At 71.8% G+C, this 25,651-nt stretch carries 29 protein-coding genes and 1 pseudogene; 13 read left to right on the top strand and 17 right to left on the bottom strand.

Annotation, left to right across the window (positions count from 1 at the left end):
* Nucleotides 1-68 precede the first annotated feature (68 nt).
* Nucleotides 69-257, bottom strand: coding sequence for a DUF397 domain-containing protein (locus tag BM339_RS29655; RefSeq protein WP_075022989.1), 189 nt, complete (start codon nt 255-257; stop codon nt 69-71).
* A complete protein-coding gene (locus tag BM339_RS29650; RefSeq protein ID WP_075022988.1) occupies nt 254-1,063 on the bottom strand; it encodes a helix-turn-helix domain-containing protein in 810 nt (269 codons plus the stop codon). The genes BM339_RS29655 and BM339_RS29650 overlap by 4 nt, the downstream gene beginning before the upstream one ends.
* A gap of 150 nt (nt 1,064-1,213) precedes the next feature.
* Here BM339_RS29650 and BM339_RS29645 point away from each other — a divergent pair, with 150 nt between their 5' ends.
* On the top strand, nt 1,214-1,627 hold the full coding sequence (locus BM339_RS29645) for an ATP-binding protein (protein ID WP_256255526.1): 414 nt from the start codon (nt 1,214-1,216) through the stop codon (nt 1,625-1,627).
* Between the two features lie 11 nt (nt 1,628-1,638).
* Here BM339_RS29645 and BM339_RS29640 read toward each other — a convergent pair whose 3' ends face one another.
* Complete coding sequence (locus tag BM339_RS29640; protein WP_218163794.1) at nt 1,639-2,781, bottom strand: epoxide hydrolase family protein; 1,143 nt, start codon at nt 2,779-2,781, stop codon at nt 1,639-1,641.
* Nucleotides 2,782-2,783: 2 nt separating this feature from the next.
* Nucleotides 2,784-4,202, bottom strand: coding sequence for an AAA family ATPase (locus BM339_RS29635; protein ID WP_075022985.1), 1,419 nt, complete (start codon nt 4,200-4,202; stop codon nt 2,784-2,786).
* Between the two features lie 145 nt (nt 4,203-4,347).
* Between BM339_RS29635 and BM339_RS29630 the strand changes: the two genes are divergently transcribed.
* Nucleotides 4,348-5,268 carry a 3-oxoacyl-ACP reductase gene (locus tag BM339_RS29630; RefSeq protein ID WP_075022984.1) on the top strand — a complete coding sequence of 307 codons (921 nt, stop codon included), beginning with the start codon at nt 4,348-4,350 and terminating at the stop codon, nt 5,266-5,268.
* Between the two features lie 10 nt (nt 5,269-5,278).
* Here BM339_RS29630 and BM339_RS29625 read toward each other — a convergent pair whose 3' ends face one another.
* Nucleotides 5,279-5,887 (bottom strand): TetR/AcrR family transcriptional regulator, encoded by a 609-nt coding sequence (locus BM339_RS29625; RefSeq protein WP_021595399.1) that lies wholly within the window; start codon nt 5,885-5,887, stop codon nt 5,279-5,281.
* Nucleotides 5,888-6,055: 168 nt separating this feature from the next.
* On the opposite strand from BM339_RS29625, the gene BM339_RS29620 reads away from it, so the two are divergent.
* From BM339_RS29620 to BM339_RS29600, 5 genes are all read left to right on the top strand, one after another.
* Nucleotides 6,056-7,561 (top strand): FAD-dependent oxidoreductase, encoded by a 1,506-nt coding sequence (locus BM339_RS29620; protein WP_075022983.1) that lies wholly within the window; start codon nt 6,056-6,058, stop codon nt 7,559-7,561.
* A gap of 91 nt (nt 7,562-7,652) precedes the next feature.
* Complete coding sequence (locus tag BM339_RS29615; protein ID WP_218163793.1) at nt 7,653-8,489, top strand: alpha/beta fold hydrolase; 837 nt, start codon at nt 7,653-7,655, stop codon at nt 8,487-8,489.
* 13 nt (nt 8,490-8,502) lie between these two features.
* The gene (locus BM339_RS29610) at nt 8,503-9,558 is read left to right on the top strand and encodes an alpha/beta hydrolase (RefSeq protein ID WP_075022981.1); all 1,056 of its coding nucleotides are present in this window, start codon (nt 8,503-8,505) and stop codon (nt 9,556-9,558) included.
* A 56-nt stretch (nt 9,559-9,614) separates the two neighbouring features.
* A complete protein-coding gene (locus BM339_RS29605; RefSeq protein ID WP_075022980.1) occupies nt 9,615-9,956 on the top strand; it encodes an ArsR/SmtB family transcription factor in 342 nt (113 codons plus the stop codon).
* The gene (locus tag BM339_RS29600) at nt 9,953-10,423 is read left to right on the top strand and encodes an SRPBCC domain-containing protein (RefSeq protein WP_021592382.1); all 471 of its coding nucleotides are present in this window, start codon (nt 9,953-9,955) and stop codon (nt 10,421-10,423) included. Before BM339_RS29605 ends, BM339_RS29600 begins: the two co-directional genes overlap by 4 nt.
* Nucleotides 10,424-10,470: 47 nt before the next feature.
* Here BM339_RS29600 and BM339_RS29595 read toward each other — a convergent pair whose 3' ends face one another.
* Together BM339_RS29595 and BM339_RS29590 are read right to left on the bottom strand one after the other, a co-directional pair.
* Nucleotides 10,471-10,845 carry a glyoxalase superfamily protein gene (locus tag BM339_RS29595; RefSeq protein WP_021592383.1) on the bottom strand — a complete coding sequence of 125 codons (375 nt, stop codon included), beginning with the start codon at nt 10,843-10,845 and terminating at the stop codon, nt 10,471-10,473.
* Nucleotides 10,846-10,975: 130 nt separating this feature from the next.
* The gene (locus BM339_RS29590) at nt 10,976-11,401 is read right to left on the bottom strand and encodes a hypothetical protein (protein WP_143118654.1); all 426 of its coding nucleotides are present in this window, start codon (nt 11,399-11,401) and stop codon (nt 10,976-10,978) included.
* Between the two features lie 146 nt (nt 11,402-11,547).
* Here BM339_RS29590 and BM339_RS29585 point away from each other — a divergent pair, with 146 nt between their 5' ends.
* Both BM339_RS29585 and BM339_RS29580 read left to right on the top strand, forming a co-directional pair.
* On the top strand, nt 11,548-12,201 hold the full coding sequence (locus tag BM339_RS29585; RefSeq protein ID WP_021592385.1) for a response regulator transcription factor: 654 nt from the start codon (nt 11,548-11,550) through the stop codon (nt 12,199-12,201).
* Nucleotides 12,202-12,206: 5 nt separating this feature from the next.
* A complete protein-coding gene (locus BM339_RS29580) occupies nt 12,207-13,445 on the top strand; it encodes a sensor histidine kinase (RefSeq protein WP_075022979.1) in 1,239 nt (412 codons plus the stop codon).
* Here BM339_RS29580 and BM339_RS29575 read toward each other — a convergent pair.
* From BM339_RS29575 to BM339_RS29565, 3 genes are all read right to left on the bottom strand, one after another.
* Entirely contained in the window at nt 13,332-15,596 is a 2,265-nt protein-coding gene (locus tag BM339_RS29575) for an ABC transporter permease (protein WP_075022978.1), read from the bottom strand. The two genes, BM339_RS29580 and BM339_RS29575, sit on opposite strands and share 114 nt — an antisense overlap.
* Nucleotides 15,593-16,267 (bottom strand): ABC transporter ATP-binding protein, encoded by a 675-nt coding sequence (locus BM339_RS29570; protein WP_083598159.1) that lies wholly within the window; start codon nt 16,265-16,267, stop codon nt 15,593-15,595. The genes BM339_RS29575 and BM339_RS29570 overlap by 4 nt, the downstream gene beginning before the upstream one ends.
* A 91-nt stretch (nt 16,268-16,358) precedes the next feature.
* Nucleotides 16,359-17,501 (bottom strand): acyl-CoA dehydrogenase family protein, encoded by a 1,143-nt coding sequence (locus BM339_RS29565; RefSeq protein WP_075022976.1) that lies wholly within the window; start codon nt 17,499-17,501, stop codon nt 16,359-16,361.
* Between the two features lie 79 nt (nt 17,502-17,580).
* Here BM339_RS29565 and BM339_RS52360 point away from each other — a divergent pair, with 79 nt between their 5' ends.
* Complete coding sequence (locus BM339_RS52360) at nt 17,581-18,282, top strand: MerR family transcriptional regulator (protein WP_021592390.1); 702 nt, start codon at nt 17,581-17,583, stop codon at nt 18,280-18,282.
* Here the strand turns inward: BM339_RS52360 and BM339_RS29555 are convergent.
* Entirely contained in the window at nt 18,279-19,772 is a 1,494-nt protein-coding gene (locus tag BM339_RS29555; protein WP_021592391.1) for a polyamine aminopropyltransferase, read from the bottom strand. The genes BM339_RS52360 and BM339_RS29555 overlap by 4 nt on opposite strands.
* 122 nt (nt 19,773-19,894) lie before the next feature.
* Nucleotides 19,895-20,332 carry a DUF350 domain-containing protein gene (locus BM339_RS48970; RefSeq protein ID WP_021592392.1) on the bottom strand — a complete coding sequence of 146 codons (438 nt, stop codon included), beginning with the start codon at nt 20,330-20,332 and terminating at the stop codon, nt 19,895-19,897.
* A gap of 116 nt (nt 20,333-20,448) precedes the next feature.
* On the opposite strand from BM339_RS48970, the pseudogene BM339_RS29545 reads away from it, so the two are divergent.
* Nucleotides 20,449-21,639 (top strand): annotated as a pseudogene (locus BM339_RS29545) (RNA-guided endonuclease InsQ/TnpB family protein); the annotation flags it as partial.
* 52 nt (nt 21,640-21,691) lie between these two features.
* On the opposite strand, the gene BM339_RS29540 reads toward BM339_RS29545, so the two are convergent.
* The 5 genes from BM339_RS29540 to fdxA form a co-directional block, all read right to left on the bottom strand.
* On the bottom strand, nt 21,692-22,126 hold the full coding sequence (locus tag BM339_RS29540) for a DUF4247 domain-containing protein (protein WP_256255509.1): 435 nt from the start codon (nt 22,124-22,126) through the stop codon (nt 21,692-21,694).
* Nucleotides 22,123-22,629, bottom strand: coding sequence for a DUF2617 family protein (locus BM339_RS29535; RefSeq protein ID WP_021592394.1), 507 nt, complete (start codon nt 22,627-22,629; stop codon nt 22,123-22,125). The genes BM339_RS29540 and BM339_RS29535 overlap by 4 nt, the downstream gene beginning before the upstream one ends.
* Before the next feature lie 2 nt (nt 22,630-22,631).
* Nucleotides 22,632-23,252, bottom strand: coding sequence for a DUF4178 domain-containing protein (locus BM339_RS29530; RefSeq protein ID WP_075023150.1), 621 nt, complete (start codon nt 23,250-23,252; stop codon nt 22,632-22,634).
* A gap of 174 nt (nt 23,253-23,426) precedes the next feature.
* On the bottom strand, nt 23,427-24,512 hold the full coding sequence (gene dapC, locus BM339_RS29525) for a succinyldiaminopimelate transaminase (protein WP_021592396.1): 1,086 nt from the start codon (nt 24,510-24,512) through the stop codon (nt 23,427-23,429).
* Nucleotides 24,513-24,632: 120 nt separating this feature from the next.
* Nucleotides 24,633-24,959, bottom strand: a complete 327-nt coding sequence (gene fdxA / locus BM339_RS29520; RefSeq protein WP_021592397.1) for a ferredoxin — start codon at nt 24,957-24,959, stop codon at nt 24,633-24,635.
* Nucleotides 24,960-25,072: 113 nt separating this feature from the next.
* On the opposite strand from fdxA, the gene BM339_RS29515 reads away from it, so the two are divergent.
* A complete protein-coding gene (locus BM339_RS29515; RefSeq protein WP_024934104.1) occupies nt 25,073-25,330 on the top strand; it encodes a putative acetyltransferase in 258 nt (85 codons plus the stop codon).
* A gap of 137 nt (nt 25,331-25,467) precedes the next feature.
* Nucleotides 25,468-25,651 (top strand): helix-turn-helix domain-containing protein (locus tag BM339_RS29510; RefSeq protein WP_143118653.1); only part of this gene is annotated, 184 nt, incomplete at its 3' end.

Genomic DNA, 25,651 nt, shown 5'->3' with positions numbered 1-25,651 from the left:
CCGCTCGCTCCATACCCCGCCCTCCCTCAGACGCGACGAAGCGCCCGGAGCACGTGGCGCCCAGTGACTCAGAAGGCCATGCCGCCGCACTTCACGTGAGCCACCAGCGCCGCGAACGCCTCCCTGCTGAGGACGACGTGACCGGATTGGGGCGCCTTGCTGTCTCGAACGCCGATCGCGTCAGGGAGAACGGCCAGCTCAACGCATTCATCGGTGCCACCTGCACCGCTGTGGCTGCTCTTTCGCCACGTTGTCATACGCGCATCCTCGCAATCCACTCGCGGGACTGGTCCTCGCTCCAGGAGCGTGCCGCGATCCGCTCGAAGCGTACAGCCACGCGCGCCGCCTCTGTTTGATCATCAATGATCCGGCCGACTTTGAGGCTCGTCCCTGCGAATGCTACCCGGAGGCCATTCCGCAACTCGAAACAGCTGAACCCGCCATCCACTCCAATGTGCGGCAGCGCACTTTCCGGGATCACCCGGATCGAGACGTGTCTGAGGTCCATGAGCTTGAGCAGGAGGTCGCGCTGCTCCTCCATCACACCCGCGCCTCCCATAGGGCGGAGCGCGGCCTCATCGAGGACGGCCCAGATCGCAGGGCCGCGGGCGAGCATGGCCTCCTGGTGCTTCATCCGTCTTGATACCGCCGCTTCAACGTCGTCCACCAGTTGGGCGTCGTGTCCCGCCGCCAGCAGAGCCCGCGAGTAACTCTCCGTCTGGAAGGGCATCGGAATGACGTTGTTGTAGAAGAACCTCAGCGTTTCGGCCTCCCGCTGGTACTTGCGGACCTTCTCAAGCCAGTTGGGGTCGACGCCGAGCTTGGCGTAGCGCAACAAGATCGCGAATAGGCCCCCTGTGTCCCACGCCTTGTCAAGCGCGCAGCACTCTCGCTCGTCGAGTTGCCGGGTGCCGCCCTCATATTTGGAAACTTGACTCTTCGTGCACCCGATGATGTCGCCGACCCGAGCCTGGGTCATCCTGTGCTTGAGGCGCAGAAAACGCAGGTAGTAGGCCATGAGCGAGGAGAGCGAGATCTCAGGGTCCGGCGACGCGTTGACCATGATCGAACACTCCCTCGCCCTCGCCCGGAGTTGCCAATGGGTCCAGCAACGGTGACAAGTTAAACCCGCCGCCGCAGTGTTGTCTCGGGAATTCGGAGGAGAAAGGAGGAACCCGTGGGGATTAATGCCTTGAATTCGGGCGAACTGGATATGTCGTGTGTGGCGGCGCGGTCGACGGCTGGACTGGTGCGGACGCTGGTGGAGTTCCGGCTTTGCGAATGGGGCCTCACGCGTATCGCCGGGGACGTTCGGCAGGTTGCCGGCGAATTGGTCGCCAACGCGGCGGAGAGCACGCCGGGCAGGGAGATCCGGGTCAGGTTCACCCGGGAGCCACGAGCCGTGACGATCGCGGTGTGGGACGCGTCCGACGCCATGCCGGTGGCGCAGCCGATCGTCGAACTGGTCCTGGACGACCTCGTCCCGGACGCGCGGGCGCTCGAACCCGGTCACGACGCCGGGATGCGTGGACGTGGCCTACCGATCGTCCAGGCGCTCTCCGCGGATTGCGGAGTCACCAGGACCGACCCCTGCGGAAAGTGGGTCTGGGCGAAAGTGGCGTTCTGACAGTGCGGTGGTCAGCGGAGCGGGCGGAAGAAGGCTGCTAGGTCGTGGGCGAGGAGGTCGGGTTCCTCGTGGGCGGCGAAGTGGCCGCCACGGGGCATGACCGCGTACCGGGTGATGTTGTAGGTGCGTTCGGCCCAACTGCGGGGCGGCTGGGCGAGGTCGGCCGGGAACAGGGCAAGAGCCGTGGGCACGGTCACCTTCTCCACGCGGCGCGTCAAGCCCCGGTTGTACTCGTAGTAGGGGCGGAAGGACGTCCCGATGGTGCGGGTGAACCAGTAGAGGGACGCCTGCGTGAGGACGAAGTCGTCGCTGAACCGGGACGACAGGTCGCCTCCGCAGTCGCTCCACGCGCGGTACTTCTCCACGATCCAGGCGAGCAGACCGGTCGGTGAGTCGTCCAGCCCGTAGCTCAGGGTGACGGGCCGCGTGCTCTGTTCGTGCTGGTAGCCGCCCTCTTCGGCGCTCCACGCCGCGCGGGAGGCGAGGTACGCCTGCTCCTCCGGCGTGAGGCCGCCGGCGTCGTACGCCGGTGGGTCGGCCACCGCCAGCACGTGGATGCCGACCAGGGCTTCGGGGTGGGCCTCGCCGAGGCGGGAGCTGATTCCGGCGCCCAGGTCCCCGCCATGAGCGGCGTAGCGTTCGAAGCCGAGTTCGTCGTGCATCAGCCGGTGCCACAGGTGGTGCGTCTGCTGCGCCTCACCGAAGGAGGGCCGCTGCGGCGAGAACGCGAAACCGGGCAGCGACGGGACTATGACGGTGAACGCGTCGGCCGCGTCGCCTCCGTACCGCGAGGGTGCGGCCAGTCGGCGGGCCAGGCCGACCAGTTCGAGGATGGAGCTGGGCCATCCGTGTGTCAGGACGATCGGCAGGGCGCCGGCCCTCTCTCCGTCGAAGCGGAGATAGTGGACCGGTGTGCCGTCGATGTCCGCGTACCGGGACGGGAGCGCGTTGATGGCGGCTTCATGGACGCGCCAGTCGTAGCCGTTGGCCCAGTAGTCCGTCAGGCGTCGCAGTTCGCCTGCGTCGGTGCCTGCGTCCCATCCTGGTGTGGGCCATGGCGCCGGCCACCGTGTGCGGAGCAGTCGTGAGCGAAGGTCGTCCAGTTCGGCGTCGGTGACGGTGATCGCGGGCGCGGGCGTGAGGGGGCTGTGCATGATCATCCCTTCCAGGCGGCGATGACGTCCTCTGGGGTCCAGAGGAGGTCGAGGCCGTCGGTGTTCCCGCCGGAGAGGGAGACGGCGGCGAGGGCGGTCGTCGCCGGGTCCAGGCCGGGGACGTGGACGGCGGCGCGGCGGAGGGCGGCCAGGTCGTGGGAGTCGAACGGCGTGCCGAGCCATTTGATCGAGCCGGCGAACAGGATGCGGTTCGCCACGGGGGCGCGGTCCGCGCCGATCAGGTCGATCTCCGGGTCGAACCGGCGGTTCCACCAGCCGCCCACCGCCTCGGCGTCCGGCCAGGGCAGGTCCGCCCGCTCCATGGCCTGGCGGACGAGGGGCTCGACGGCCCGGCCGCGCCAGGACGTCCAGCGGCGCTCGACGAGGCGGAAACCGGCTTCGGGGCGGCCCCGGCGGGCCTGCTCGTGGGCCGCGCGGAGGGCCGCCAGGTAGAGGCGCAGGTTGCTGTCGGTGATCCGGTAGAGGGCGGGTTTGCCCGGTCTGGTGGACAGCGGCTCGTCCACCGCGAGGACGTTCTTCTCGGTGGTGAGGCGGCGGAGGAGGGGCGAGAGGGTGCCCGAGGGGAGGGCGGCGTCGCGGTTGCCGGCGGTCGCCGCGATGTTGGCGTGGGTGCGGTCGCCGGACCCGATCGCCTCCAGGACCCGGCGGGAGATGTCGGGGTTCGGGAACTCGGCCAGCAGGGACGCCTCCGGGACGCTGAACAGCGCGGCGGCCGGGTCGGCGCACTCGGCTCTCAGGAAGTCGAGCGCGGGCGTGCCGTGGGGCCACGTCCGGACGATGCCGGGCAGGCCGCCGGACACCAGGTGCGCGTCGACGGCGTCGGCGGCGTCCAGCCCGAGGGCCTCGCCCGTGTCGGCCGGGTTCAGCGGGCCGAGGACGAGGGTGTCGGCGCGCCCGTAGAAGGGCCGGTCGTAGGCGGTCAGCCGCTCCATCATGTGCAGGTCGCTGCCCAGGAGCAGGAGGAGGACGGGCTTGGACGACAGGAGCCGGTCCCATCCGGTCTGTAGCGCGCCGTCGAAGACGGGGTCCTGCTCGGCCAGCCAGGGCAGCTCGTCCAGGACGACGATGGACGGCGTGTCCGGGAGCGCCGTGGCCAGGACGCGGAAGGCGTCCGGCCAGCTGCCGTTCTCCAGGAGCGGGACGAGCTCCGGGTCGTCCGGCAGCGCCGACTCCTTCAGGTCGCGCAGGAAGGCGGCCACCGCCTCGATGGGCGAGGCGCCCTTGGTGGCCGTGGAGAAGACGTAGGGCACGGCCGCGCGGTCGCAGAACTCCTGGACGAGCCGGGACTTGCCCACCTGGCGGCGGCCCCGCAGCGCGACCGCCGTTCCCGTGCCCGTGGTGGTGACGCGCTGAAGGCGCTTGGCCAGGAGCGCCAGCTCCGTCTTCCTGCCGATGAACACCGTGACTCCACTCTACGTAGATCACATCTACATAGATCCAGCCTACATTGCTGGGCCGTGCCCGCTCAGCGGGACGTGAGCGGAAGCGGCCTGGAGGCCGGTACTAGCGTCCGGCGTGCCATCTGACATCGACACGGAGGCCTCGATGAGCGCTGACCTCTCCCTGGCGGGCCGCACCGCCGTCGTCACCGGCGCGGGCGCCGGGCTGGGCCGCGCCGAGGCCCTCGCCCTGGCGGCGCTCGGCGCCAACGTCGTCGTCAACGACATGGGGCCGGCCGCCGACGAGGTCGCCGCCGAGATCAAGAAGGCGGGCGGCGAGGCGGTCGCGGTCACCGGGGACGTCGGCGACTGGTCGATGGGCGACGCGCTGGTGTCCGCCGCCGTCGACACCTTCGGCTCCCTGGACGTCCTCGTGAACAACGCGGGCGTGCTGCGCGACAAGATGCTGTTCAACCTGTCCGAACCGGACTGGGACGACGTCGTCCACGTCCATCTGAAGGGGCATGCCGCGGTGTCCCGCGCGGCGGCGGTGCACTGGCGCGCGGCGAGCAAGGCCGCGGGCGGGCCGGTCTACGGACGGGTGGTCAACACCGCGTCGGAGGCGTTCCTGTTCGGGCCCGCGGGGCAGCCGAACTACGCGGCGGCGAAGGCGGGCATCGTCGCGCTCACGCTGTCGACCGCGGCGGGCCTCGGCCGGTACGGGGTGCGCGCCAACGCGATCTGCCCCCGCGCCCGGACCGCGATGACCGAGGCGACGTTCGCCGAGGGCACCTCCCCCGGCGGCCTGGACGTCCTCGCGCCCGAGCGGGTCGGGACGTTCGTCGGCTACCTCGCGTCCCCCGCGTCCGAGAAGATCAGCGGGCAGGTGTTCGTCGTCTACGGCGACATGGTCGCGCTGATGGCCGCGCCGGAGGTGGAGCGGAAGTTCACCGCGGCGGACGGCGTCTTCTCCGTCGAGGAGTTCGGCGAGCAGATCACGCCGTACTTCGAGCGGCGGGACGCGCGCCGGACCTACGCCGCCTACGGCGTCGCCGCGCTCGACGACACGGGCACCGGCAAGCGCTGACGCCTCCCGGTCAGGCGTTCGAGCGGGGCGCGAGGAGGAGGCGGCAGGCCAGCCGGATGTCGCCCTCGATGTCCGCCATGGACGCGCGGCCGTTCAGGCTCGACTGGAGCACCCCGTACCAGCACTGCATCACCAGCCGGACGAGGGTGACGTCCTGCGCGGTCGGCACCTCGATGCCCACGGCCCGCAGCAGGATCTCGCGGAACGTGGCGTCGATGTGGACGGTCTCGGCGACGGTCGCGGCGTGGGCGGTGTTCGACGCGTGCAGCATCGACGCCGACAGGACGGGCTGGGCCAGCAGGTGCCGACTGGCCTCGACGAGCAGGTCGGCGACGGCGTCCTCGGGGGCGGTGCCGGGCGCGGGCTCGGTGACCTGCGCGCGGAGCCGGTCGACCTGCGCGGCCATCACCCCGGTGAACAGGTGGATCTTGGACGGGAAGTACCGGTACAGGGTGCCGATCGCGACCCCGGCCGCCTTCGCCACCTCGTGCATCTGCACGCGTTCGAGGGACTTCTCGGCGCCGATGCGGGTCGCGGCGCGGAGGATGCGCTGCCGCCGGTCGTGCTGCTCGGGTGAGCTGGGCTCGGCGGACAGCCTGGCCGCTGCGATCCTCGCCACGGTCCTCCCTCCGGTCCTGGTGGCGGCCCCGCCACCAGGAACAATATCCAGAGTCGCGGCCGTACCCGCGATGCTCGATACCGGTCAGTGGGACGGTTCGGCCCGGGTCCCGGCGGGCGCGCTTACGGTGTGGCCGCGCCGAGATCCCGAGGCCGGAGGGGACGTCACGTGGGAGCACCCGGGTGGGACGACGAGTACGACGTGGTGGTCGCCGGGTCGGGCGCCGGCGCGATGGCGGGGGCGCTGACCGCGGCCTCGGCCGGGCTCCGGACCGCCGTCCTGGAGAAGACGGGGCTGCTCGGCGGGACGTCCGCGTACTCGGGCTCGGCGATCTGGCTGCCCGGGACGCGGGTGCAGGAGCGGGCGGGGATCGGCGACTCGGCCGAGGCGGCGCGCGCCTACCTGCGGGCCCTCCTCGGCGACGGCGCCGCCGCGCACCGGGAGGCGTTCCTGGAGACGGCGCCCGAGCTGGTGGACTTCCTGGAGGCGGACCCGGCGATCGAGTTCGAGTTCCGGCCCTTCCCCGACTACTTCGACGCGCCGGGGCGGCTGGACATGGGGCGCTCGTTCGTCCCGCTGGACCTGCCCGTGGAGCGGCTCGGGGAGCGGGCGGGGCTGGTCCGCCCGCCGGTCGACCGCGACAGGACGGGACGCGGGCACTCGTCCAGGCCGATGGCGCAGGGGCGCGCGCTGATCGGGCGGCTGCTGCTGGCGCTCACCGCGACCGGGAACGGGGCCGTCCGCACCCGGACCCCGCTGACCGGGCTGATCATGGAGGGCGGGCAGGTCGCCGGCGTGGAGGCCGGCGGGCTCAGGCTGCGCGCGGCGCGCGGCGTGCTCCTGGCGGCCGGCGGCTTCGAGTCCTCGGCCGCGCTGCGGGCCGGGCGCGGCGTCCCGGGCGACGCGCGGTGGACGATGGCCCCGGACGGCGCGAACACGGGCGACGCGATCGAGGCCGCCGTCCGGGTCGGCGCGTCCACCGGCCTGCTGGACCAGGCGTGGTTCTGCCCCGGCCTCCTGACCCCGGACGGGCGGCCCGCGTTCACGCTCGGCTTCCGGGGCGGGTTGATCGTGGACGGGTCGGGACACCGGTTCGCCAACGAGTCCCTCCCGTACGACCGGATGGGACGGCGGATGGCCGCGTCCGAGGGCCCCTTCCACCTGATCTTCGACTCGCGGACGCGAGGGCTCCCGGCGCTCTCCGTCCCGCCGCTGGCGGCGGACGAGCAACGGGCGTCCGGCGCCTGGGTCGAGGCGGGCACGCTGGACGAGCTGGCCGCGAAGACCGGGCTCCCGGCGGACGCGCTCACCAGGACGGTCGAGCGGTTCAACGGGTTCGCCCAGAAGGGCGTGGACGAGGACTTCCATCGCGGCGAGGACCCCTACGACCTGTTCTTCACCGGCGGCAAGCCCTGCCTCGTCGCCGTCGACGAGCCGCCGTACGTCGCGGCGGAGCTCGTCCTGAGCGACCTCGGGACCAAGGGCGGGCTGCGCACCGACCCCGACGGTCGCGTCCTGGACGGCGCGGACCGTCCCATCCCCGGGCTCTACGCCGCAGGCAACACCAGCGCCTCGTTCACCGGGCCCGTCTATCCGGGGCCGGGCATCCCGATCGGATCGGCGATGGCCTTCGCCTACCGCGCCGTCCAGGACACGAGACAGCGGAACGCGTGACCTGCGCGTGTGGCCCGTCCACATGGGGCGGGGCGGCCGCATAGGCGCTGGTCACCTTGCCGTGCCGGGGCTATTGGGCGACGGTGTGAGGGTGTCCGGCCTGCGCGTCCCCTCCTATACCTCCGTCCCGGTGGACGGAGGTGAGCTGACCGTCGCCGTGTGGGGCGACCTTTCGGACGGCGCACCCGTGCTCGCCGTCCACGGCATCACGGCGTCGAGCATGGCGTGGATCGAGACCGCCACGCGGCTTCCTGGCCCGGTGGTGGCCCCGGACCTGCGCGGACGTGGCGGCAGCGGCACCCTGAGCGGCCCGTACGGGATGGCCTCGCACGCCCGGGACTGCATCACCGTGCTGGACGCGCTCGGGATCGATCGGGCCCGCGTCGCCGGGCATTCGATGGGCGGGTTCGTCGCGGCCGTCCTCGCCCACCGGCGTCCCGAGCGCGTGGCGCGGCTGGTGCTCGTGGACGGCGGCGCACCGCTGCCCGCACCGCCCGGCGGCCCGGAGACGGTGCTCGGCCCGGCCGCGCGGCGGCTGCGGATGCGGTTCCCGAGCCGAGAGGCGTACCGCGACCACTGGCGGGCGCATCCGGCGTTCGCCGGCTGGACGCCCGCCGCCGAGGCCTACGTCGACTACGACCTGACCGGCGCGGACGGCGGATTCCGCAGCAGGGCGTCCGAGGAGGCCATGGCCGCCGACTTCGTCGACCTGCACTCGGGCGCGGCGCCGCGGGAGGCGTACGAGGCGCTGCCGCCCGGCACGCCGTTCCTGCGCGCCGAGCGCGGCCTGCTGGACGAGACGCCGCCGCTCTACCCCGACCCGTCCGCCCTGGCGAAGCTCGACGTCACCACGGTCGCCGGGACGAACCACTACTCGATCCTGTTCGCCGACGCCGGCGCGAAGGCCGTCGCCGCGGCCCTGTCGTGACAAGGAGAGCGCCATGACATCGCTTCTCGGCGGGATCACCGCGCGCACCGTCCCCACCGGCCGGCTACGGGTGAACGTCCTGGAGGTCGCCGGACGGGAGGCGGGCGAGCCGGTGGTCCTCGTCCACGGGAACGTCTCGTCCAGCCTGTTCTGGCAGCGGACGATGCTCGACCTGCCCGCCGGGTACCGCCCGGTGGCGGTCGACCTGCGCGGTTTCGGTGACACCGACCCCCTCCCGGTCGATGCCACGCGAGGCGTGCGCGACTACTCCGACGATGTCGCCGCGACGATCGACGCGCTCGGCCTCGGCCCGGTGCACCTGGCCGGCTGGAGCCTGGGCGGCGGGGTGGTCCTGCAACTCCTGCGCGACCGTCCCGGCTCGGTCCGGACTGTGACGCTGGTGAACCCCGTGTCCCCGTACGGCTTCGGCGGCACGCGAGGGGCGTCCGGCACGCCGTACGACGACCTCGGCACCGGATCGGGCGGCGGCACCGCGAACCCCGACTTCGTGCGGCTGCTGCGGGAGGGCGACCGCACCGACGGCTCCCCGCTGTCACCGCGCCGGGTCCTGCGTTCGTTCTACGTGAAGCCGCCGTTCGCCCCGGCCGACGAGGACATGCTCGTCGAGTCGATGCTCGGCACCCGGATCGGCGACGACCACTACCCCGGCGACACGGTGAAGGCCGACGGCTGGCCGGGGGTCGCGGCGGGGCGGCGCGGCGTCCTGAACACGATCGCGCCCGGCAACTTCCGCCTGGACGACCTGCACACGATCTCCCCGAAGCCGCCGATCGGGTGGATCCGCGGCGACTCCGACCAGATCGTGTCCGACACGTCGATGTTCGACCTCGCCCATCTGGGGTCGCTCGGCGCCGTTCCCGGCTGGCCGGGCGCGGAGTCTTGTCCGGCGCAGCTCATGCTGGCCCAGACCCGGGCCGTCCTGGACGCCTACGCCGCGGCGGGCGGCGGATACGAGGAGATCGTCATCCCCGAGACCGGCCACAGCCCCCACATCGAGAAGCCGGCCGAGTTCGCCGCCGCCCTGATGCGGATCCTCACCAGCGCCTAGGTTCGCGAACACTTAGCCCTTGCACTAAGTATTGGGCGCGCGCAATACTTAGCCACATGGCACAGTATTCGGCGCAACTGGACGGCGTCTTCGTCGCCCTGGCCGACCCGACCCGGCGCGCCGTCGTCCGGCGGCTCGGCCGCGGACCGGCGAGCGTCGGGGACCTCGCCCGCGAGTTCCCGATCACCCTCCCCTCGTTCATGAAGCACGTGCGGACGCTCGAAGCGAACGGGCTGATCCGCACGATCAAGTCCGGCCGGGTGCGCACCTGCGTGCTCAACCGCGAGCGGCTCGCCCTCGTCGACGACTGGCTCGCCGAGCAGCACCGGATCTGGGAGGAGCGCACCGACCGTCTCGAACGGTTCGTCACCGACCCCGATGAGGAGAACCCACGATGAATCCCGACCTCGACCTCGGCCTGGAGCGGATCATCCGCGCACCGCGCGCCACCGTGTGGCGGGCCTGGACCGACCCGTCCCGGCTGGAGCGGTGGTGGGTCCCGGCCCCGGCCCGCTGCCGGGTGGACCGCCTGGAGCTGCGGCCCGGCGGTGCGTTCGTGACCCGGATGAGCGACGACGGCGCCGAGTTCGTCCCGCACATGAACGCGTGCTTCCTCGCCGTCGACGAGCTCGAACGGCTCGTGTTCACCAACGCGATCGACAGCACGTGGCGCCCGGCGCACCCGGCCCCGGTGCCGATGACCGCCACGATCACGCTGGACGACCACCCGGACGGCACCGACTACCGGATCGTCGTCCGGCACGGCGACCCGGAATCCCGCGACCACCACGACAAGCTCGGCTTCGCCGACGGCTGGGGCACGGTCGCCGCCCAGCTCGCCGCGTTCGCGGAGGGTGCCCGATGAAGATCGCCCTCACCGAGGGCGTCGCCGCCCTCACCTGACCCCCGCCGTCAGCTCGGGCGGGTCGGCTGCTGGACGTTCCAGCCGTTCCCGTCCGGGTCCTGGAAGAAGACGAAGCGGCCCCAGGGGAACTCCTGGACCTCGCTGACGTCGACGCCCCGGGCGGCCAGCTCGGCGCGGGCGGCGTCGGCGTCCTCGACGACCAGTTGCAGGCCCTGGACGGAACCGGGGGCCGTCTCGGTGCCGAGGCCGGTGCCGATGGAGATCGAGCAGGCCGACCCGGGCGGCGTCAGCTGGACGAACCGGATCTCCTCGTTCACCTTGTGGTCGTGGTCGAGGTCGAACCCGGCCTTGTCGACGTAGAAGGCCTTGGCGCGGTCGACGTCCGAGACGGGGACGTTGACGAGTTCCAGCTTGAAGTCCACGGCGGTCCTTTCGGCAAGGGTGTCCGGCGGGACCAATCGTCCCACCGCGAGGCCGGGCCGGCGCCCGGGATGGCGTCGTCGTGGACAAGTCAGGGGAGCCCTTTGGCCGCCGGAGGGGCCGCGGAGGCGGTCAGAAGATGTGCTGGTCGACCTTGCGGCGTTCCTCTGAGGACAGCAGGTCCCAGGGCAGCAGCGGGATCGTCGCCTGTCCCGCGGGCAGGTAGGTCAGGGTGACCGACATGTTCCCCGGGTCCCTGAGCAGCATCCAGTGGGCCAGGTCGACCGCGCCGGACGAGTAGCCCGAGGAGTGCATGATCGGGTCGAGCAGGGCCAGGTAGCCGTTCGGCAGCAGCTCCTTGCGGATCTTCCGGAACTTGACGGTCGGGAAGAAGCTCACCACGAGGAACAGGCTGCCGAACGCCTGGTTCCGGTGCGCGATCTGCCGGCCGGGCGGCGGGGTCAGGTCGGCGTTCACGACGTAGTCGAGGACGGCCGGCCCCCCGAGCTCCCGCCAGGTGTCGCGCCCGGTCAGCTCCTCCGTGAGGTCGGCGGTCATGCGCTCCACATGCTTGATCATTAATGGGCGCGCCCACTCGTTGGCTCCGTTCACGCGGCTCCCTCCGCCGGGATGATCTTATTCGCCGATCGTGTGCGGGAGCGGCGTTAACCGCCGGCTTATGGGCGTTCTGCGGCAATGAGGGGATGCGGGTTCTGGTGGTCGAGGACGAGCGGTTCCTCGCCGATCTGGTGGCGGAAGGGCTGCGCGAGCGGGCGATGGCGGTCGACGTCGCCTACGACGGGGACGGCGCGCTGGAGCGGCTCGCGGTCAACGACTACGACGTCCTCGTGCTGGACCGGGACCTGCCCGGGGTGCACGGGGACGACATCTGCCGCGAGCTGGCGCGGAGCGGGGAGCCGGTGCGCATCCTGATGCTCACCGCGTCCGGGGCCGTGCACGAGCGGGTCGACGGCCTGAACCTGGGGGCGGACGACTACCTGGCCAAGCCGTTCGCGTTCGACGAGCTGGTGGCGCGGGTCAACGCGCTGGCCCGCCGGAACGCGCCGCCGCTGCCGCCCGTCCTGGAGCACGGCGGCCTCACCCTCGACACGGCGCGGCGGCAGGCGTTCCGCGATGGGCGCTACCTGCCGCTCTCCCGCAAGGAGTACGCGGTGCTGGAGGTTCTCATGCAGGCGCGCGGCACGGTCGTCAGCACCGAGAACCTGCTGGAACGGGCGTGGGACGAGAACACCGACCCGTTCACCACCGTCGTGAAGGTGACCATGAGCAAGCTGCGGGCCAAGCTCGGGGACCCGCCCGTCATCGTCACCGTGCCCGGAAGCGGGTACCGGCTGTGAGGCCGATGACGATCCGGGCGCGGATGACGCTGCTCTACGGCGGGCTCTTCACCGTGATCACGCTGGGCGTGCTCGGCGCCGTGCTGTGGATCCAGCAGAGGATCGTGGACGACAGGGTGCAGGACGTCCCCTTCGTGGCACAGGCCGTCGAGTGCCGTCCCGGCGCCGCCGAGGGTTCCTGCCCCTCTCCCCCGCCGGAGGCGAGGCGGGTCGTCGGGCGGGAGGAGTTCCAGGACGGCCTCGTCGACTCGCAGAAGGTCGTCACCCTCGGCGCCATCGTGGTGATCGCCGTGCTGGCGTTCGCGGTGTGCTGGTGGCTGACCGGGCGGCTGCTGCGGCCGCTGCACCGCGTCACCGCCACCGCCCGCCGCCTGTCGCTGTCCACCCTGCACGAGCGCATCGCGCTGGACGGTCCGCAGGACGAGGTGAAGGAGCTGGCCGACACCTTCGACGCCATGCTCGACCGGCTGGAGGAGGCGGTCGACAGCCAGCGCCGCTTCATCGCCAACGCGTCCCACGAGCTGCGCACCCCCCTCGCCATCCAGCGGACCGCCATCGAGGTCGGGCTGGCCGGCCCCTCCCCGGAGAGGCTCGACGAGATCCGGGCCGAGATGCTGCGCAACACCCGGCGGTCCGAGCGGCTCATCGAGGGGCTGCTCGTCCTCGCCCAGGGCGAGCGCGGGCTCGACACCCGCGCCCCGGTGGACCTCGAAGCCGTCGTCGGGCAGGTCGTCGAGGACGGCGCGGCGCTCGCGAAGACCGGCGGTGTCACCGTCAGCACCGCCCTCCAGCAGGTCACGGTCTCCGGCGACGAGGTCCTCCTCACCCGGATGGCCGCCAACCTGGTGCGGAACGCGGTCCTGCACAACCATCCCGGCGGGGACGTCCGGGTCGAGCTGTCGAGCGGCGGGCTGGTCGTCCGCAACACCGGCCCGGAGATCACCGCCGACCAGGTGGACGGGCTGTTCGAGCCGTTCCGGAGGCTGCACGCCGACCGGACGGGATCGGCCGAGGGGGCGGGTCTCGGCCTGTCGATCGTCGCCGCCATCGCCGCCGCGCACGGCTTCGCCGTGGAGGCCACGGCCAACCCCCGCGGCGGGCTGACGGTGGCCGTGGCCTTCACGGCGCCCTCATTCGCTGCGCAGCACCGCGGCGGTGCGGGTCGCGGCGGCCCGTCCGGCGGGCGGCCAGGCGCCGAGGACGGCGACGACCGGCCCGGCGCAGGCGAGCGAAGCCAGCAGTGACCACGAGTAGACGTGGATCCACGACGCGGCCATCCCGCTGCCGAGCAGCTCGCCGGTCAGCTCCACGACGCCGTGGTGGGCGAGCACGCCGAGCGGAACCCCGGCGGCGCCGGCGGCGGCCCCGAGCGCGGCCATGGACGTCACCATCATCAGCACCACCTGCCGCGGCGACATCCCGATCGCCTTGAGCACGCCGAGGTCGCGGGCGCGCTCCCGGGCGCTGAGCACCACGCTGTTCAGCACCCCGAGCGCCGCGGTCGTGCAGATGATCAGTGAGAACAGCAGGAAGAGGCCGCTGAAGATCGCACTCCCGCCGAGGTCGGACTCGCTGACCTCGGCGTACAGCCCGCCGCCCGCGTTGATCCGCGCGGCGTAGGCCGCCGGGTCCGTCCCCGGCTTCACGATCACCGAGACCGGCCGGACCTCGTCCCCGGTGGCGGGAAGGCTCGCCGCGTCCAGCATCAGCCTCTTGGCGTCATCGTGGGAGAACGCGCCCACGATGCGCACCGTGACCTGCTTCTCGTCCACCCGCAGGGTCAGGTCGTCGCCGACGTCCAGATGATTGAGCCGCATGAACGCCTCGCTCGGAACGATCTCGCCGGGCCGGCTGAACCAGCGCCCGCGGACGAGGTTGTCACCGAGGAACGCCCGGTAGTCACCGCGGTAGGTCTCGGCGTGGAGCTTGGAGGGCGATCCCGGCACCGTCACCACCGTGTTGCCGGACGACATCATGTGCGCGGTCCCGGGCTGCGCGCGCACCGCGGCGAAGATCTCCTGCTCGGACACGCCGGACGGCCCGCTGCGCGGGTCCGGCCCCACCTGGACGGACGTGTGCCCCTCGGTGTCCGCCGTCAGGATGCCGAGGACGGTCTGCTGGAGCCCCGTCCCCATCGTCACCGCGGCCACGCCGAGGCAGAGCCCCGCGAGCGTGAGCGCCGCCCTGGCGGGACGCGCGACCGGCAGGCTCAGCCCCAGCCCGAGCGAGGCGGGCAGCCGGGTCCGCGCCAGCCACCGCTGCGCGCGCCGGCCGCGTCCCCGCCGCGACACGGTCCCGGCGCTGATCGCCTGGACGGCCGGGAGCCGTCCGGCCCGCAGCGCCGGAAGGACCGACACCAGCACCACCAGCGCGAGGACGCCCGCACCCGCCGCCACGTCCAGCACAGGGTCGGCGCCTCCGGTGGACGGCAGGTCGAACCCGGACGCCAGGTCCGCCGCCATCTTCCCGGCGAGCATGTGCCCCGCCACCAGGCCCACCGCGCAGCCGAGCACCGCCGGAGCCAGGACCGCCATGACGAAGACGGCGGTCACCTGGGCCGGGGTGAAGCCGATCGCCTTCATCACGCCGATGCGCCGGTAGCCGGAGATCACCGCGCCGCCGACCACGTTCGCGATCAGGAACACCGACACGGCCATCGCGAGGGCGCCGAACACCGTGACGAACGGGATCAGCTGCCTGAACTCCTTCTCGAACTCCTGCCGGAAGGTGAGGTAGGACTCGAACCCCCGCGTCGGCAGCCCGCCGGTCGCCGCGGACACGCTCTCACGAACCTGGGACGCGTCGCCGGCACGCGCGAACCGGTACTCCATCATCAGCCCGTCCGGCCGCAGGGAGCCGATCTGCTCCGGCGTCACCCAGCCGCCGGGCCCCGAGTCGGTCGCCGAAGTGGCGAACCCGACGACGGTGAGGTCCGCCGAGACCGTGCTCCCCAGCCTCAGCGGGCCCATGGGGTTGCCCCGCAGCACGATCTCCCCGGCCTTCTCGGCCCACCGCCCGGACGTGATCGTCAGCCGGTCGACCGGCCCGCCGGGGCTGGCCCGCCCGGCGACGAGCAGGCCGCCGTCCCCCTCGATCGGCCCGCGCGTCCGCGCCAGGGTGGCCGTCTGGAAGGGCCCCGCCGCGGCGGTGACGCCGGACGCCTTCGCGGTCGCCGCCGCCTGCGCCGCCGACACCTTGGACGCGTCGAAGCTCACCGACGCGTGCGCCCCACGGGCCTTCTCGAAGGCGTCGTCGAACAGCGAGGTCGACGCGGACAGCAGGCCCAGCCCGAAGACCAGCGTCGCCGTGGACAGCGCCACGACCACGGCGACGCTGACCGTCTGCACCCCGCGCCGCCGCACCCCGGCCCGCGACGCCGCCCACACCGCGCTCATCGGACGCGCTCCTGCGCCGTCTCCCGGACGATCCGCCCGTCCACGAAATCGACGATCCGGGTGGCGCACCGGGCGGCCAGCGCCTGGTCATGGGTGACCAGCAGGACCGTCTGGCCCCTCCCGTTGAGGTCGAGCAGCAGGTCGATCACCTGCTCGCCGGTGGCGCTGTCGAGGGCCCCGGTCGGCTCGTCCGCGAGCAGCAGCGCCGGACGGTTCATCAGCGCCCGCGCCACCCCGACCCGCTGCCGCTCGCCGCCGCTCAGCACCGCCGGGTAGGCGTCCCGCCGCGCCGCGATGCCGAGCTCGTCCAGCAGCTCCAGCGCCCTCGCCCGCGCCTTGCGCGCCGGAAGGCCGGCCAGGCGCCCGGCCAGCGCGACGTTCTCCAGCGCGGGCAGGTCATCGAGCAGGTGGAAGAACTGGAACACCATCCCGACCCGCCGCCGGCGGAACCGGGCCAGCGCCGCCTCGCCCATGCCGGTGAGCTCCCGGCCGTCCACCGCCACCAGCCCGGACGTCGGCCGGTCCAGCCCCGCGACCATGTTCAGCAGCGTCGACTTCCCGCTGCCCGAGGGGCCCATCACCGCGACGGCCTCGCCGCGCCGGACCTCCAGCGTCACCCCGTCCAGCGCGGCGACGCTCCCGTAATCCTTCCGCACGGCACCAAGCCGCACGACCACTTCCTCATGCGTATCCACGCCCCCCAACGTGGCGCCCACGAGGTTTCACGGCGGTGAGCACGAACGCTAACCCCCGCCTTATACGTCAGACGCCGAGGGAGCGGCCGATGATCTCCTTCATGATTTCCGTGGTGCCGCCGAAGATGGTTTGGATGCGGACGTCCTGGTAGGCCTTGGCGATGGGGTATTCGGTCATGTAGCCGTAGCCGCCGTGGAGTTGGACGCAGCGGTCGACGACGCGCTTGAGCAGCTCGGTGTTCCACCACTTGAGCATCGCGGCCTCGTCCGCGGTCAGCTCGCCCTCGCTCTCCTTGAGGATGCACTCGTCGGTGAAGGAGCGGGCGATGGTCAGCTCCGTCTTCATCTCGGCGAGCGTGAAGCGGTTGTGCTGGAACTTGCCGATGGGACGGCCGAACGCCTCGCGGGTCTTGCAGTAGTCGAGGGTCCGCTCGAAGGCGTCCTCGGCGGCGGCCATCGCGGTGGCGCCGATGGACAGGCGCTCGCGGGCGAGGTTCGTCATCAGGTAGATGAAGCCCATGCCCTCCTCGCCGAGGAGGTTCTCCTCGGGGACGCGGACGTTGTCGAAGAACAGCTCGGCGGTGTCCTGGGCGTGCATGCCGACCTTGTCGAGGTTGCGGCCGCGCTCGAAGCCGTCCATGCCGCGCTCGACGACGAGGAGGCTGACGCCCTTCGCACCGGCGGACGGGTCGGTCTTGGCGACCACGATGACCAGGTCGGCGAGGATGCCGTTGGAGATGAAGGTCTTCGAGCCGTTGAGGACGTAGTGGTCGCCGTCCTTGACCGCGGTGGTCTTGATGCCCTGGAGGTCGGAGCCGGCGGCGGGCTCGGTCATCGCGATCGCGGTGATGATCTCGCCGGAGCAGTAGCCGGGGAACCAGCGCTGCTTCTGCTCGGCGCTGCACAACTGCCGCAGGTACCCGCCGTTGATGTCGTTGTGGACGGCGAAGCCGGGGCCGTGGATGCCGGCCTTCGCCAGTTCCTCGTTGAGGATCACGTAGTAGCGGTAGTCGGGGTCGCCGCCGCCTCCGAACTCCTCCGGCATGTCGATGCCGAGCAGGCCCGCGCGTCCCGCCGCCAGCCACACCTCGCGGGAGACGATGCCGTCCTTCTCCCACTGCTCGTGGAAGGGCGCGGCCTCCTTGGCGATGAAGGAGCGCACCATGTCGCGGAAGGCCTCGTGCTCCTCGGTGTAGATGTCCCGTCCCATCCGGCGGTCTCCCTCGGCGTAAGTGGCTGCTGATACACGATTAATGTAACACTGATGCTGTCACATAGAGGGAGGCGGGATGGAGCTCACCGTCGACGAACTGGCGGCGCGTGCCGGGGTCACCGTCCGCACCGTCCGGTTCTACGCCGGGCGCGGCCTGCTCCCGCCTCCGAGGCTGCGCGGCCGGACGGGCCTCTACGGCCCCGCCCATCTCGCGCGGCTCGAACTCGTCCGGGAACTGCAATCGCTCGGGCTGACGCTCGCCTCGATCGAGAAGCATCTGAAAAAAATTCCGCTGGACGCGCCCGCGGAGGACCTGGCGCTGCAGCGGGCGCTGCTGTCGCCGTGGGCGCCCGAACGGCCGGAGGAACTCGACCGGGACGAGCTGGACCGGCGGGTCGGACACCCGCTCGACGACGAGACGCTGAAGCGGCTGGAGGCCCTCGGGGTCGTCGAGCCGCTACCGGACGGCGCTGTGCGGGTCCTCAGCCCCGCCCTCCTCAGCAGCAGCGCCGAGCTGGCGCGGCTCCCGATGCCGCTGGAGACGCTGGTCGCCTCGCACGAGACCGTCGACCGGTACACGACCGCGCTGGCCGCCGAGCTCCAGCAGGTCTTCCAGGACACCGTCGTCCGCCCCTACCGGGAGGGCGGCCGCGCGCCCGAGGAGCGGGAACGGCTGATGGAGATGGCCGGGAAGCTCAAGCCGCTGATGATCCAGTCGCTCGTCACGTCGTTCCAGCGGGCGGTCGACAAGGCGATCCGGCAGTCGGTGCCCGACTAGGAGTTCTTCCACTCCTCGCCCTCGTACTCCACCAGGCGCGGGTGGACGAGGGTGTTGACGTCGACGTCCCGGCCGCGGCGGTCCTTGGGGAAGACCGCCGACGCCTGGAGGACCGCCGCGTCGAGGAAGCGGAGGCCGGGGGCGTCGGGCGCGAGACCGAGCGCCGGCTTCTCGGCAGGGGACGCCAGCACGTAGCCCCAGTCACCGAAGCTCGGCACGTCCACGTGGTACGGGACGGTCACGAGACCGGCCGCGGCTATCGACTTCTGGATGCTCCAGAACGACTTGGGCGCGAAATAGGGCGAGCCGGACTGGACGACCATGCGCCCACCGGGGGCGAGGGCCCGCTTGACCATGCCGTAGAACTCGACGGAGTACAGCTTGGCGGTGGACACGTCGTCGGGGTCCGGCATGTCCACGATGACCGCGTCGTACTGCTGGTCCAGATCGCGCAGCCAGGAGAACGCGTCGGCGGTGACGACCTTGGCGCGTGGGTCCTCGAACGAGTGCCGGTTGAGCGACACCAGGGGCTCGTACGTCCTGGCCAGGTGGATCATCTCCGGGTCCAGCTCGACGAGCGTCGCGCTCTGGACGTTCTCGTACCGCAGCACCTCGCGCAGCGCGAGCCCGTCCCCGCCGCCGAGGATCAGCACCCGCCCGTGCGGCCCCGACATCAGCGGGTGGACGAGCGACTCGTGGTACCGGTACTCGTCCACCGACGAGAACTGGAGATCCCCGTTCAGGAACAGCCGCAGGTCCGACGGCCCCGGGCCGGCCTGCCGCGTGATGACGATCTCCTGGTACCGGGTCCGCTTCGACAGCGCGATCGGGTCGGCGTACAGCGCCTGCCGCGCCGACACCTCGAACCCGTCCGCGAGCGCGTACGTCCCGCCGAGGACGGCGAGGACCGCGACCATGCCGAGCGCGAGCGCGATCCGCGCGACGCGCCCGACCTGCCCGCGGAACAGCCACAGCACGACCGCCATCCCGGCGACCGCGTTGACGGCGCCGACGAGCAGCGCGCCCTTGATGTGCCCGAACGCGGGCAGCAGCAGGAACGGGAACGCCAGGCCGCCGATCAGCGCGCCCACGTAGTCGGCCGCGAACAGGTCGGCGACCGCGGACCCCGCGTCCTGCTTGCGGATCCGCTGCAGCAGCGTCATCAGCAGCGGGATCTCCGCGCCGATCAGCGCCCCGACCGCGAACGCCACCACCACCAGCGCCGGGACGTACAGGTCGAGCCACGCGAACGCCGCGTACAACACCAGGACCGACACCCCGCCGATCAGCGCGAGCGCGCCCTCCACCACCGCGAACGCCACCACCGGGCGGCCCTGCAGCGGCTTGGCGAGCAGCGAGCCGATGCCCATGGCGAACACCATGACCGACAGGACGATCGACGCCTGGGTGACGGAGTTGCCGACGAGGTAGCTGCCGAGCGCGACCAGGGCCAGCTCGTACACCAGCCCGCACGCCGCGCACGCGAACACGGCGGCGAGGACCAGCGCCCGCGCCGCCCGCGCCGGGACGCGCGGCCGCCCCGGGCCGTCCCCCTCGGGCGGGGACGTGTCCGGGGCGGTCGGGCGGACGGCCTGGTCCAGGTCGCGGGGCGTCAGGAGACCGCCCCGGCCACGATCGCGGCGACGCCCAGGTCGGCGGCGGCGACGACCCAGCCCGCCGGGTGGATCGCGGTGCCCGCGCCGTCGGTGCCGACGAGCGTCGCGCCGAGCTTGCCGGGCGTCAGCACGTCCAGCAGCAGGAACGCCACGACCATCAGCACGATGCCGATGCCGCCGAACACCGCCGTGTCGATCAGCCCGTCGCTCAGGTCGTTGTCGCTGGTGATGATCGCGGTGGTGACGATCATGCCGACGCTGAAGAGCTTGACCGCCAGCAGCAGCGCCGCGCCCCGGTTGCCCTCGGTCCAGATCTGCTTGCCGAGCTTGCCGGGCGTCGTCACCTCCACCACCAGGTAGCCGAGCGCCATCAGCGCGATGCCCACCGCGCCGTAGGCGAACGTCGCGCCGATCTCCTGCAGGATGTCGTTCATCGGTCCTCCCTGAGCGTGGAGACCCCTGCCTCCGGGGAAAGGTCGAGACGCGGTACCGCGCTGCAACCTCGAACAAACTTGCGATTGACGACCGCGGCACCGCTAAGGTGTGAGCCATGGCGCGGCATGTGAAGCGGGCGTTCAAATACCGCTTCTATCCCACGGACGAGCAGGCGGCCGAACTGTCTCGCACCTTCGGCTGCGTGCGCATGGTGTACAACCGGGCGCTGGAGGAACGCACCCGCGCCTGGCACACCGAGCAGCGCCGGGTGTCCTATTCGGAGACCTCCGCGATGCTCACGGGCTGGAAACGCACCTCGGAACTTATGTTCTTGTCCGAGGTCTCGAGTGTCCCCTTGCAGCAGGCGCTGCGACACCTGCAAGCCGCGTTCACCGCGTTTTTCGAGAAGCGCGCCAAGCACCCGCGATTCAAGTCGCGCAAGAAGTCGCGCCAGTCGGCCGAGTACACCCGGTCGGCGTTTACGTTCCGCGATGGGCGTCTGCGCCTGGCGAAGATGTCCGAGCCGCTGGCGATCAAATGGTCGCGTCCGCTGCCGGACGGTGCGGAGCCGACCACGGTCACCGTATCGCTGGACGCGGCGGGCCGCTGGTTCGCGTCTCTGCTGTGTGAGGACACGATCGTGCGGCCGCCCTCCGTGGATCGGGCCGTGGGCGTGGACGCCGGGGTGACCTCTCTGGTGACACTGTCGAACGGCGAGAAGATCACTAATCCTCGGCATGGGCACCAGAAGCGGAAACGCCTCTCCAGAGCGCACAAGGACTTGGCGCGCAAGCGGAAGGGCTCGGCGAACCGAGAGAAGGCCAAACGGAAGCTGGCCCGCATCCACGCCCAGATCGCCGACCGCCGCCGTGACTTCCTGCACAAACTGTCGACTCGACTCGTCCGCGAGAACCAAACGGTCGTGATCGAGAATTTGAACGTCGCAGGGATGGTCCGCAATCGCTCCCTCGCCCGTGTCATCTCCGACGCCGCCTGGCGGGATTTGCGAGCCATGCTGGAGTACAAGGCCGACTGGTATGGCCGGGAAGTGGTCGTGGTCGACCGGTGGTTCCCCTCCAGCAAGCTGTGCTCGGTGTGCGGCTACAAGGCGGCCGCAATGCCGTTGCATGTCCGCGCGTGGGTGTGCGCCTTCTGCGGCACAGGACACGACCGGGACATCAACGCCGCGAAGAACATTCTCGCCGCCGGGCTGGCGGAGAGCTGAAACGCCTGTGGAGGGCGGATAAGACCCGAACCGCGCGAGTGGCGAGGGCACGGCCCGGTGAAGCAGGAAGCCCGACCCGCGAGGGAAGGAGCCCCCGCCCTCCCCGGCGGCGGAGTATGTCAACTGTCGCTCCTCATTTACCCGACCCTGGGCCGCCGCCGCGGAAGGATGCGGCGCCGCTGCTCGTCCATCCGTTGCTGCCGGGGCTGCTCCAGCGTCCGCTCACGTGGGAGTAGTGGCGGCTGTAGCCGCGGCGCGCGCTGTCGACCGTGATCCGGCTCCCGGCCCCGTCCGGCAGGACGCCGACGACCAGCTTCGGGTAGCGCATGAAGATGCCGCCGTTCGCGCCCATGGTGGCCATGTCGTCCACCCGGTCGATGGGCTTGAACTTGCGGCCGATCTCCGAGGCGACCGTCTGCGGGGGTTTCCCGGACCGGTAGGTGTCCGACCCGGACTTGGTGTACTTGTCGGCGATCCACGACTTCTCCGAGGTGCCGCAGCCCCCGAGCGTCGCGACGGTCACGGCGGCGGCGACCATAGCGCCCGCCACCCGGTATCTGCTGCTCACGATGGTCTCACCAACCGGCTCCGCGTCATGACGATCTCCCGGGTCTGGGGGTAGGCGTGCCAGGTCCGCCAGCCGAGCCCGGCCTCTTCCCGCGCTGTCTCTTCCAAGGTCAGGGCGGTGACGGCGTGCGGGGAGCCGGGGAAGGCCCCGGTCAGCGCGTCACCGCGGTCCGCGAGCCGCGCGCACACCGCCTCGACGGCGCGGGCGAACGCCGTCGCGTCGCTGTGCGCCGCGGTCGTCGCGGCGAAGTCGTAGGTCCAGCCGGGCACGGTCGTGCTCGCGCGGCCGGGGAGCGGCTCGGTGGCGTCCGGCAGGCACGCCACCGTCTCGCTCAGCGGCCCGGCGATCACCTGGTGGGACGCGCCGAGCAGGCGGAACTGCACCGTCAGCCCGGCGCGCTCCACCGGCAGGACGGCGAGGGCGTCCAGCGGCGGCAGCCCGAGCGCGAACGAGAGGCCGTCGGCGCGCGCGTCGGCGTAGGGGGTCTGGAGGGTGGCGCGCAAGGTCAGCTACCGCCACCCGGGTAGATCGTCATCGACCCGGTCGGGACGCGCTCCCCGAGTCCCGCCTCCCACTGGCCGCCGCCGTACTGCTCGAACGACAGGTACTTTCCGCGCGGGCCCTCGTAGTCGACGTACTCGACCCGGCCCTGGACGCCGACGCCGGTCGTGCCCTCGCTGGTGTAGTCGGCGGTGCCGTGCTCGTCGCGGCGGTACTCGACGCCGTCCACGACGAGGGTCTTCTCACCGGGCCGCAGGTCGCCGATGTCGTGCTCGGTCCACCAGACGACCTCCAGGTCGGGGTCCTCCTCGACGGAGATCCACACCTTGGTGCCCTCGATCGTGTCGGCGTCCAGCAGGTGCTCGCTCCAGGTGAAGCCGCCCTCCTTCAGCCGCAGCGAGCCGCGGACGAAGTAGCGGGTGCCGAGGTACTCGACCATGTCGCCGGCCTTGAGGGCGCGCGGGTCGCCGGCGACCTGCTCCTCCGCGGCGAACGGGTCGCGCGGGGCGGCGGGGGCGGGGGCCTGCGCCGCGGGGGCCGAGCGGCGCCGCAGCAGGACGGCGATGAGCACGACCAGGGCGACCAGGATCAGCGCGAGCAGGATCACTATCGCCGCTTTGTCCACGGGCACCTCCGTCGTTTCATCCACCACACGGGCAACAGACCTGCGGATCCTACCGACTGTGGCCTCACATGCCCATACCGCGTTCAGACGTATCAAACGGCCTAGCGGTTTCAGGGGGAAACGCCGGATTTCGCGGCGCGCGCGGGGCGTCCGCTCCGCAGAGCTCTCCGCGCCTCAGAGCCGGTCGTCGGCGGCGGCGACGCGCTCGTCGGTCGCGGTGAAGGCGATCCGGACGTGCCGGGCCCCGGCCGGGCCGTAGAACTCGCCGGGGCCGACGAGGACGCCGAGGGACGCCAGGTGGGCGACGGTGTCCCAGCACGGCTCGTCCCGGGTGGCCCACAGGTAGATGGACGCCTCGGAGTGGTCGACGCGGAACCCGTGCCGCTCGAACGCGGCGCGCAGGACGGCGCGGCGGCGCGCGTACCGGGCCCGCTGCTCGTCCACGTGCGCGTCGTCGCCGAAGGCGACCGTCATCGCGGCCTGCACCGGCGCCGGGACGATCATCCCGGCGTGCTTGCGGACCTCCAGCAGCCGCTTGACGATCGCGAGGTCGCCGGTGACGAACCCGGCGCGGTAGCCCGCCATGTTCGAGCGCTTGGACAGCGAGTTGACCGCGAGCAGCCCCTCGTGCGAGCCCTCGCACACCTCCGGGTGCAGGATCGAGACCGGCGGCCGGTCCTCGTCCCAGCCGAACTCCAGGTAGCACTCGTCGCTGACCACGAGGGCGCCGCGCCCGCGCGCCCACGCGACGACCTTGCGCAGGTGCTCGGCGGGCAGCACCTTGCCGGTCGGGTTGGACGGCGAGTTCACCCAGACGATGGCCGGATTGACGGGGCCGAGCGACAGCAGCCCGTCCGCCGCGACGGGCGTCGCCCCGGCCAGCCGGGCGCCCACGTCGTACGTCGGGTAGGCCAGCTCGGGGAAGACGACCCGGTCGCCGGGGCCGGCGCCGAGCAGCGTCGGCAGCCAGGCCACCAGCTCCTTCGTGCCGAGGACCGGCAGCACCGCGTCCGGGTCGGCGCCGGACACGCCGGCGCGGCGGCGCAGCCACCCCGCGACCGCCTCGCGCAGCTGCGGCGTCCCGTGGGTCTGGGGGTAGCCGGGCGCGTCGGACGCGCCGGCGAGGGCCGCCCGGACCGGTTCGGGCGTGGGGTCCACGGGCGTGCCGACCGACAGGTCGACGATGCCGTCCGGGTGGGCCAGCGCCCGCTCCTTGTACGGCGCGAGCCGATCCCACGGAAAGTCCGGCAGCGTGAACACGGCCCCATCCTCCTCAGCGAACCCGTCGGGCCGTGGTCGTGTCCCGACCACGGCCCTTTTTCGACGCAGGCGGCCCCAGGGCCGCGCCCCTGACGGAGCGCTCCCGGCCGCGCTCCCCGGTCAGTCGTCGTGGCTCTGCGGGGGCAGCGCGGCGACGAGCGGGTGGTCCTTGTCGATCTTGCCGACCTTGGAGGCGCCGCCCGGCGAGCCGAGGTCGTCGAAGAACTCCACGTTCGCCTTGTAGAAGTCCTTCCACTGGTCGGGCGTGTCGTCCTCGTAGTAGATCGCCTCGACCGGGCACACCGGCTCGCACGCACCGCAGTCCACGCACTCGTCCGGGTGGATGTACAGCATGCGCTTGCCCTCGTAGATGCAGTCGACCGGGCACTCCTCGATGCATGCCTTGTCGAGCAGGTCCACGCAGGGCTGCGCAATGACGTAGGTCACGTCAGTGACTCCTCTCGGATATCCGGCCCCGCCGCACGTCACGGGTCGCCGCAAGCTCGCTGTGAATAGTATGGCCGCCACGGCGCAATCGATTCGACATGGGGGTCCCTCACATGCCCGGCCGTTTTGCCGCGCGGCTGGTGGTGTCCATCAGTGGTGCGGACGTGGGCCAGCGGATCTCGCTGCGCCGCCGCCTGCCAACGGGAGAGTACAGCGACGTCGTGGGCGTGCTCGAATCCTGGTCCGGCGGGACGCTGGCGGTGCGCCGCCGCGACGGCGAGCTCGTCGAGGTGCCCGAGAAGACCATGGTCGCGGCGAAGGTCGTCCCGCCGCAGCCGCCGCCCCGCCGGCGTCCCCGCGCCGACGGCTAGCGCCCCGCCGGCCGGCGCCCCGGGGCTAGCTGTACTTGGCCATGATCTTGGTGACACCTGACCGGTAGGTGTTTGATCAGCAAGAAGACCTCCGGGCGTAGTGGAGTTGCACGCTTCACCAGCACCCGGAGGTCTCAGTGAGCCACGCTAACGCCCGTCTGACTTTCCACGGCAGATGCCTGCTGGTTCGCCGTGTCGTGTTCGGTGGCCGCCCGGTCGCCCACGTCGCGGCCGAGCTGGGAGTGTCGCGGCAATGCGCGCACCGCTGGGTGGGCCGGTACCGGCGGCAGGGATGGGACGGGCTGGCCGATCGGCGCAGCG

The organism is Actinomadura madurae, assembly GCF_900115095.1.
GTDB lineage: Bacteria > Actinomycetota > Actinomycetes > Streptosporangiales > Streptosporangiaceae > Spirillospora > Spirillospora madurae.
Note: the sequence above shows the minus strand (reverse complement) of the source record. Positions and strands in the feature narration are given on the sequence as shown.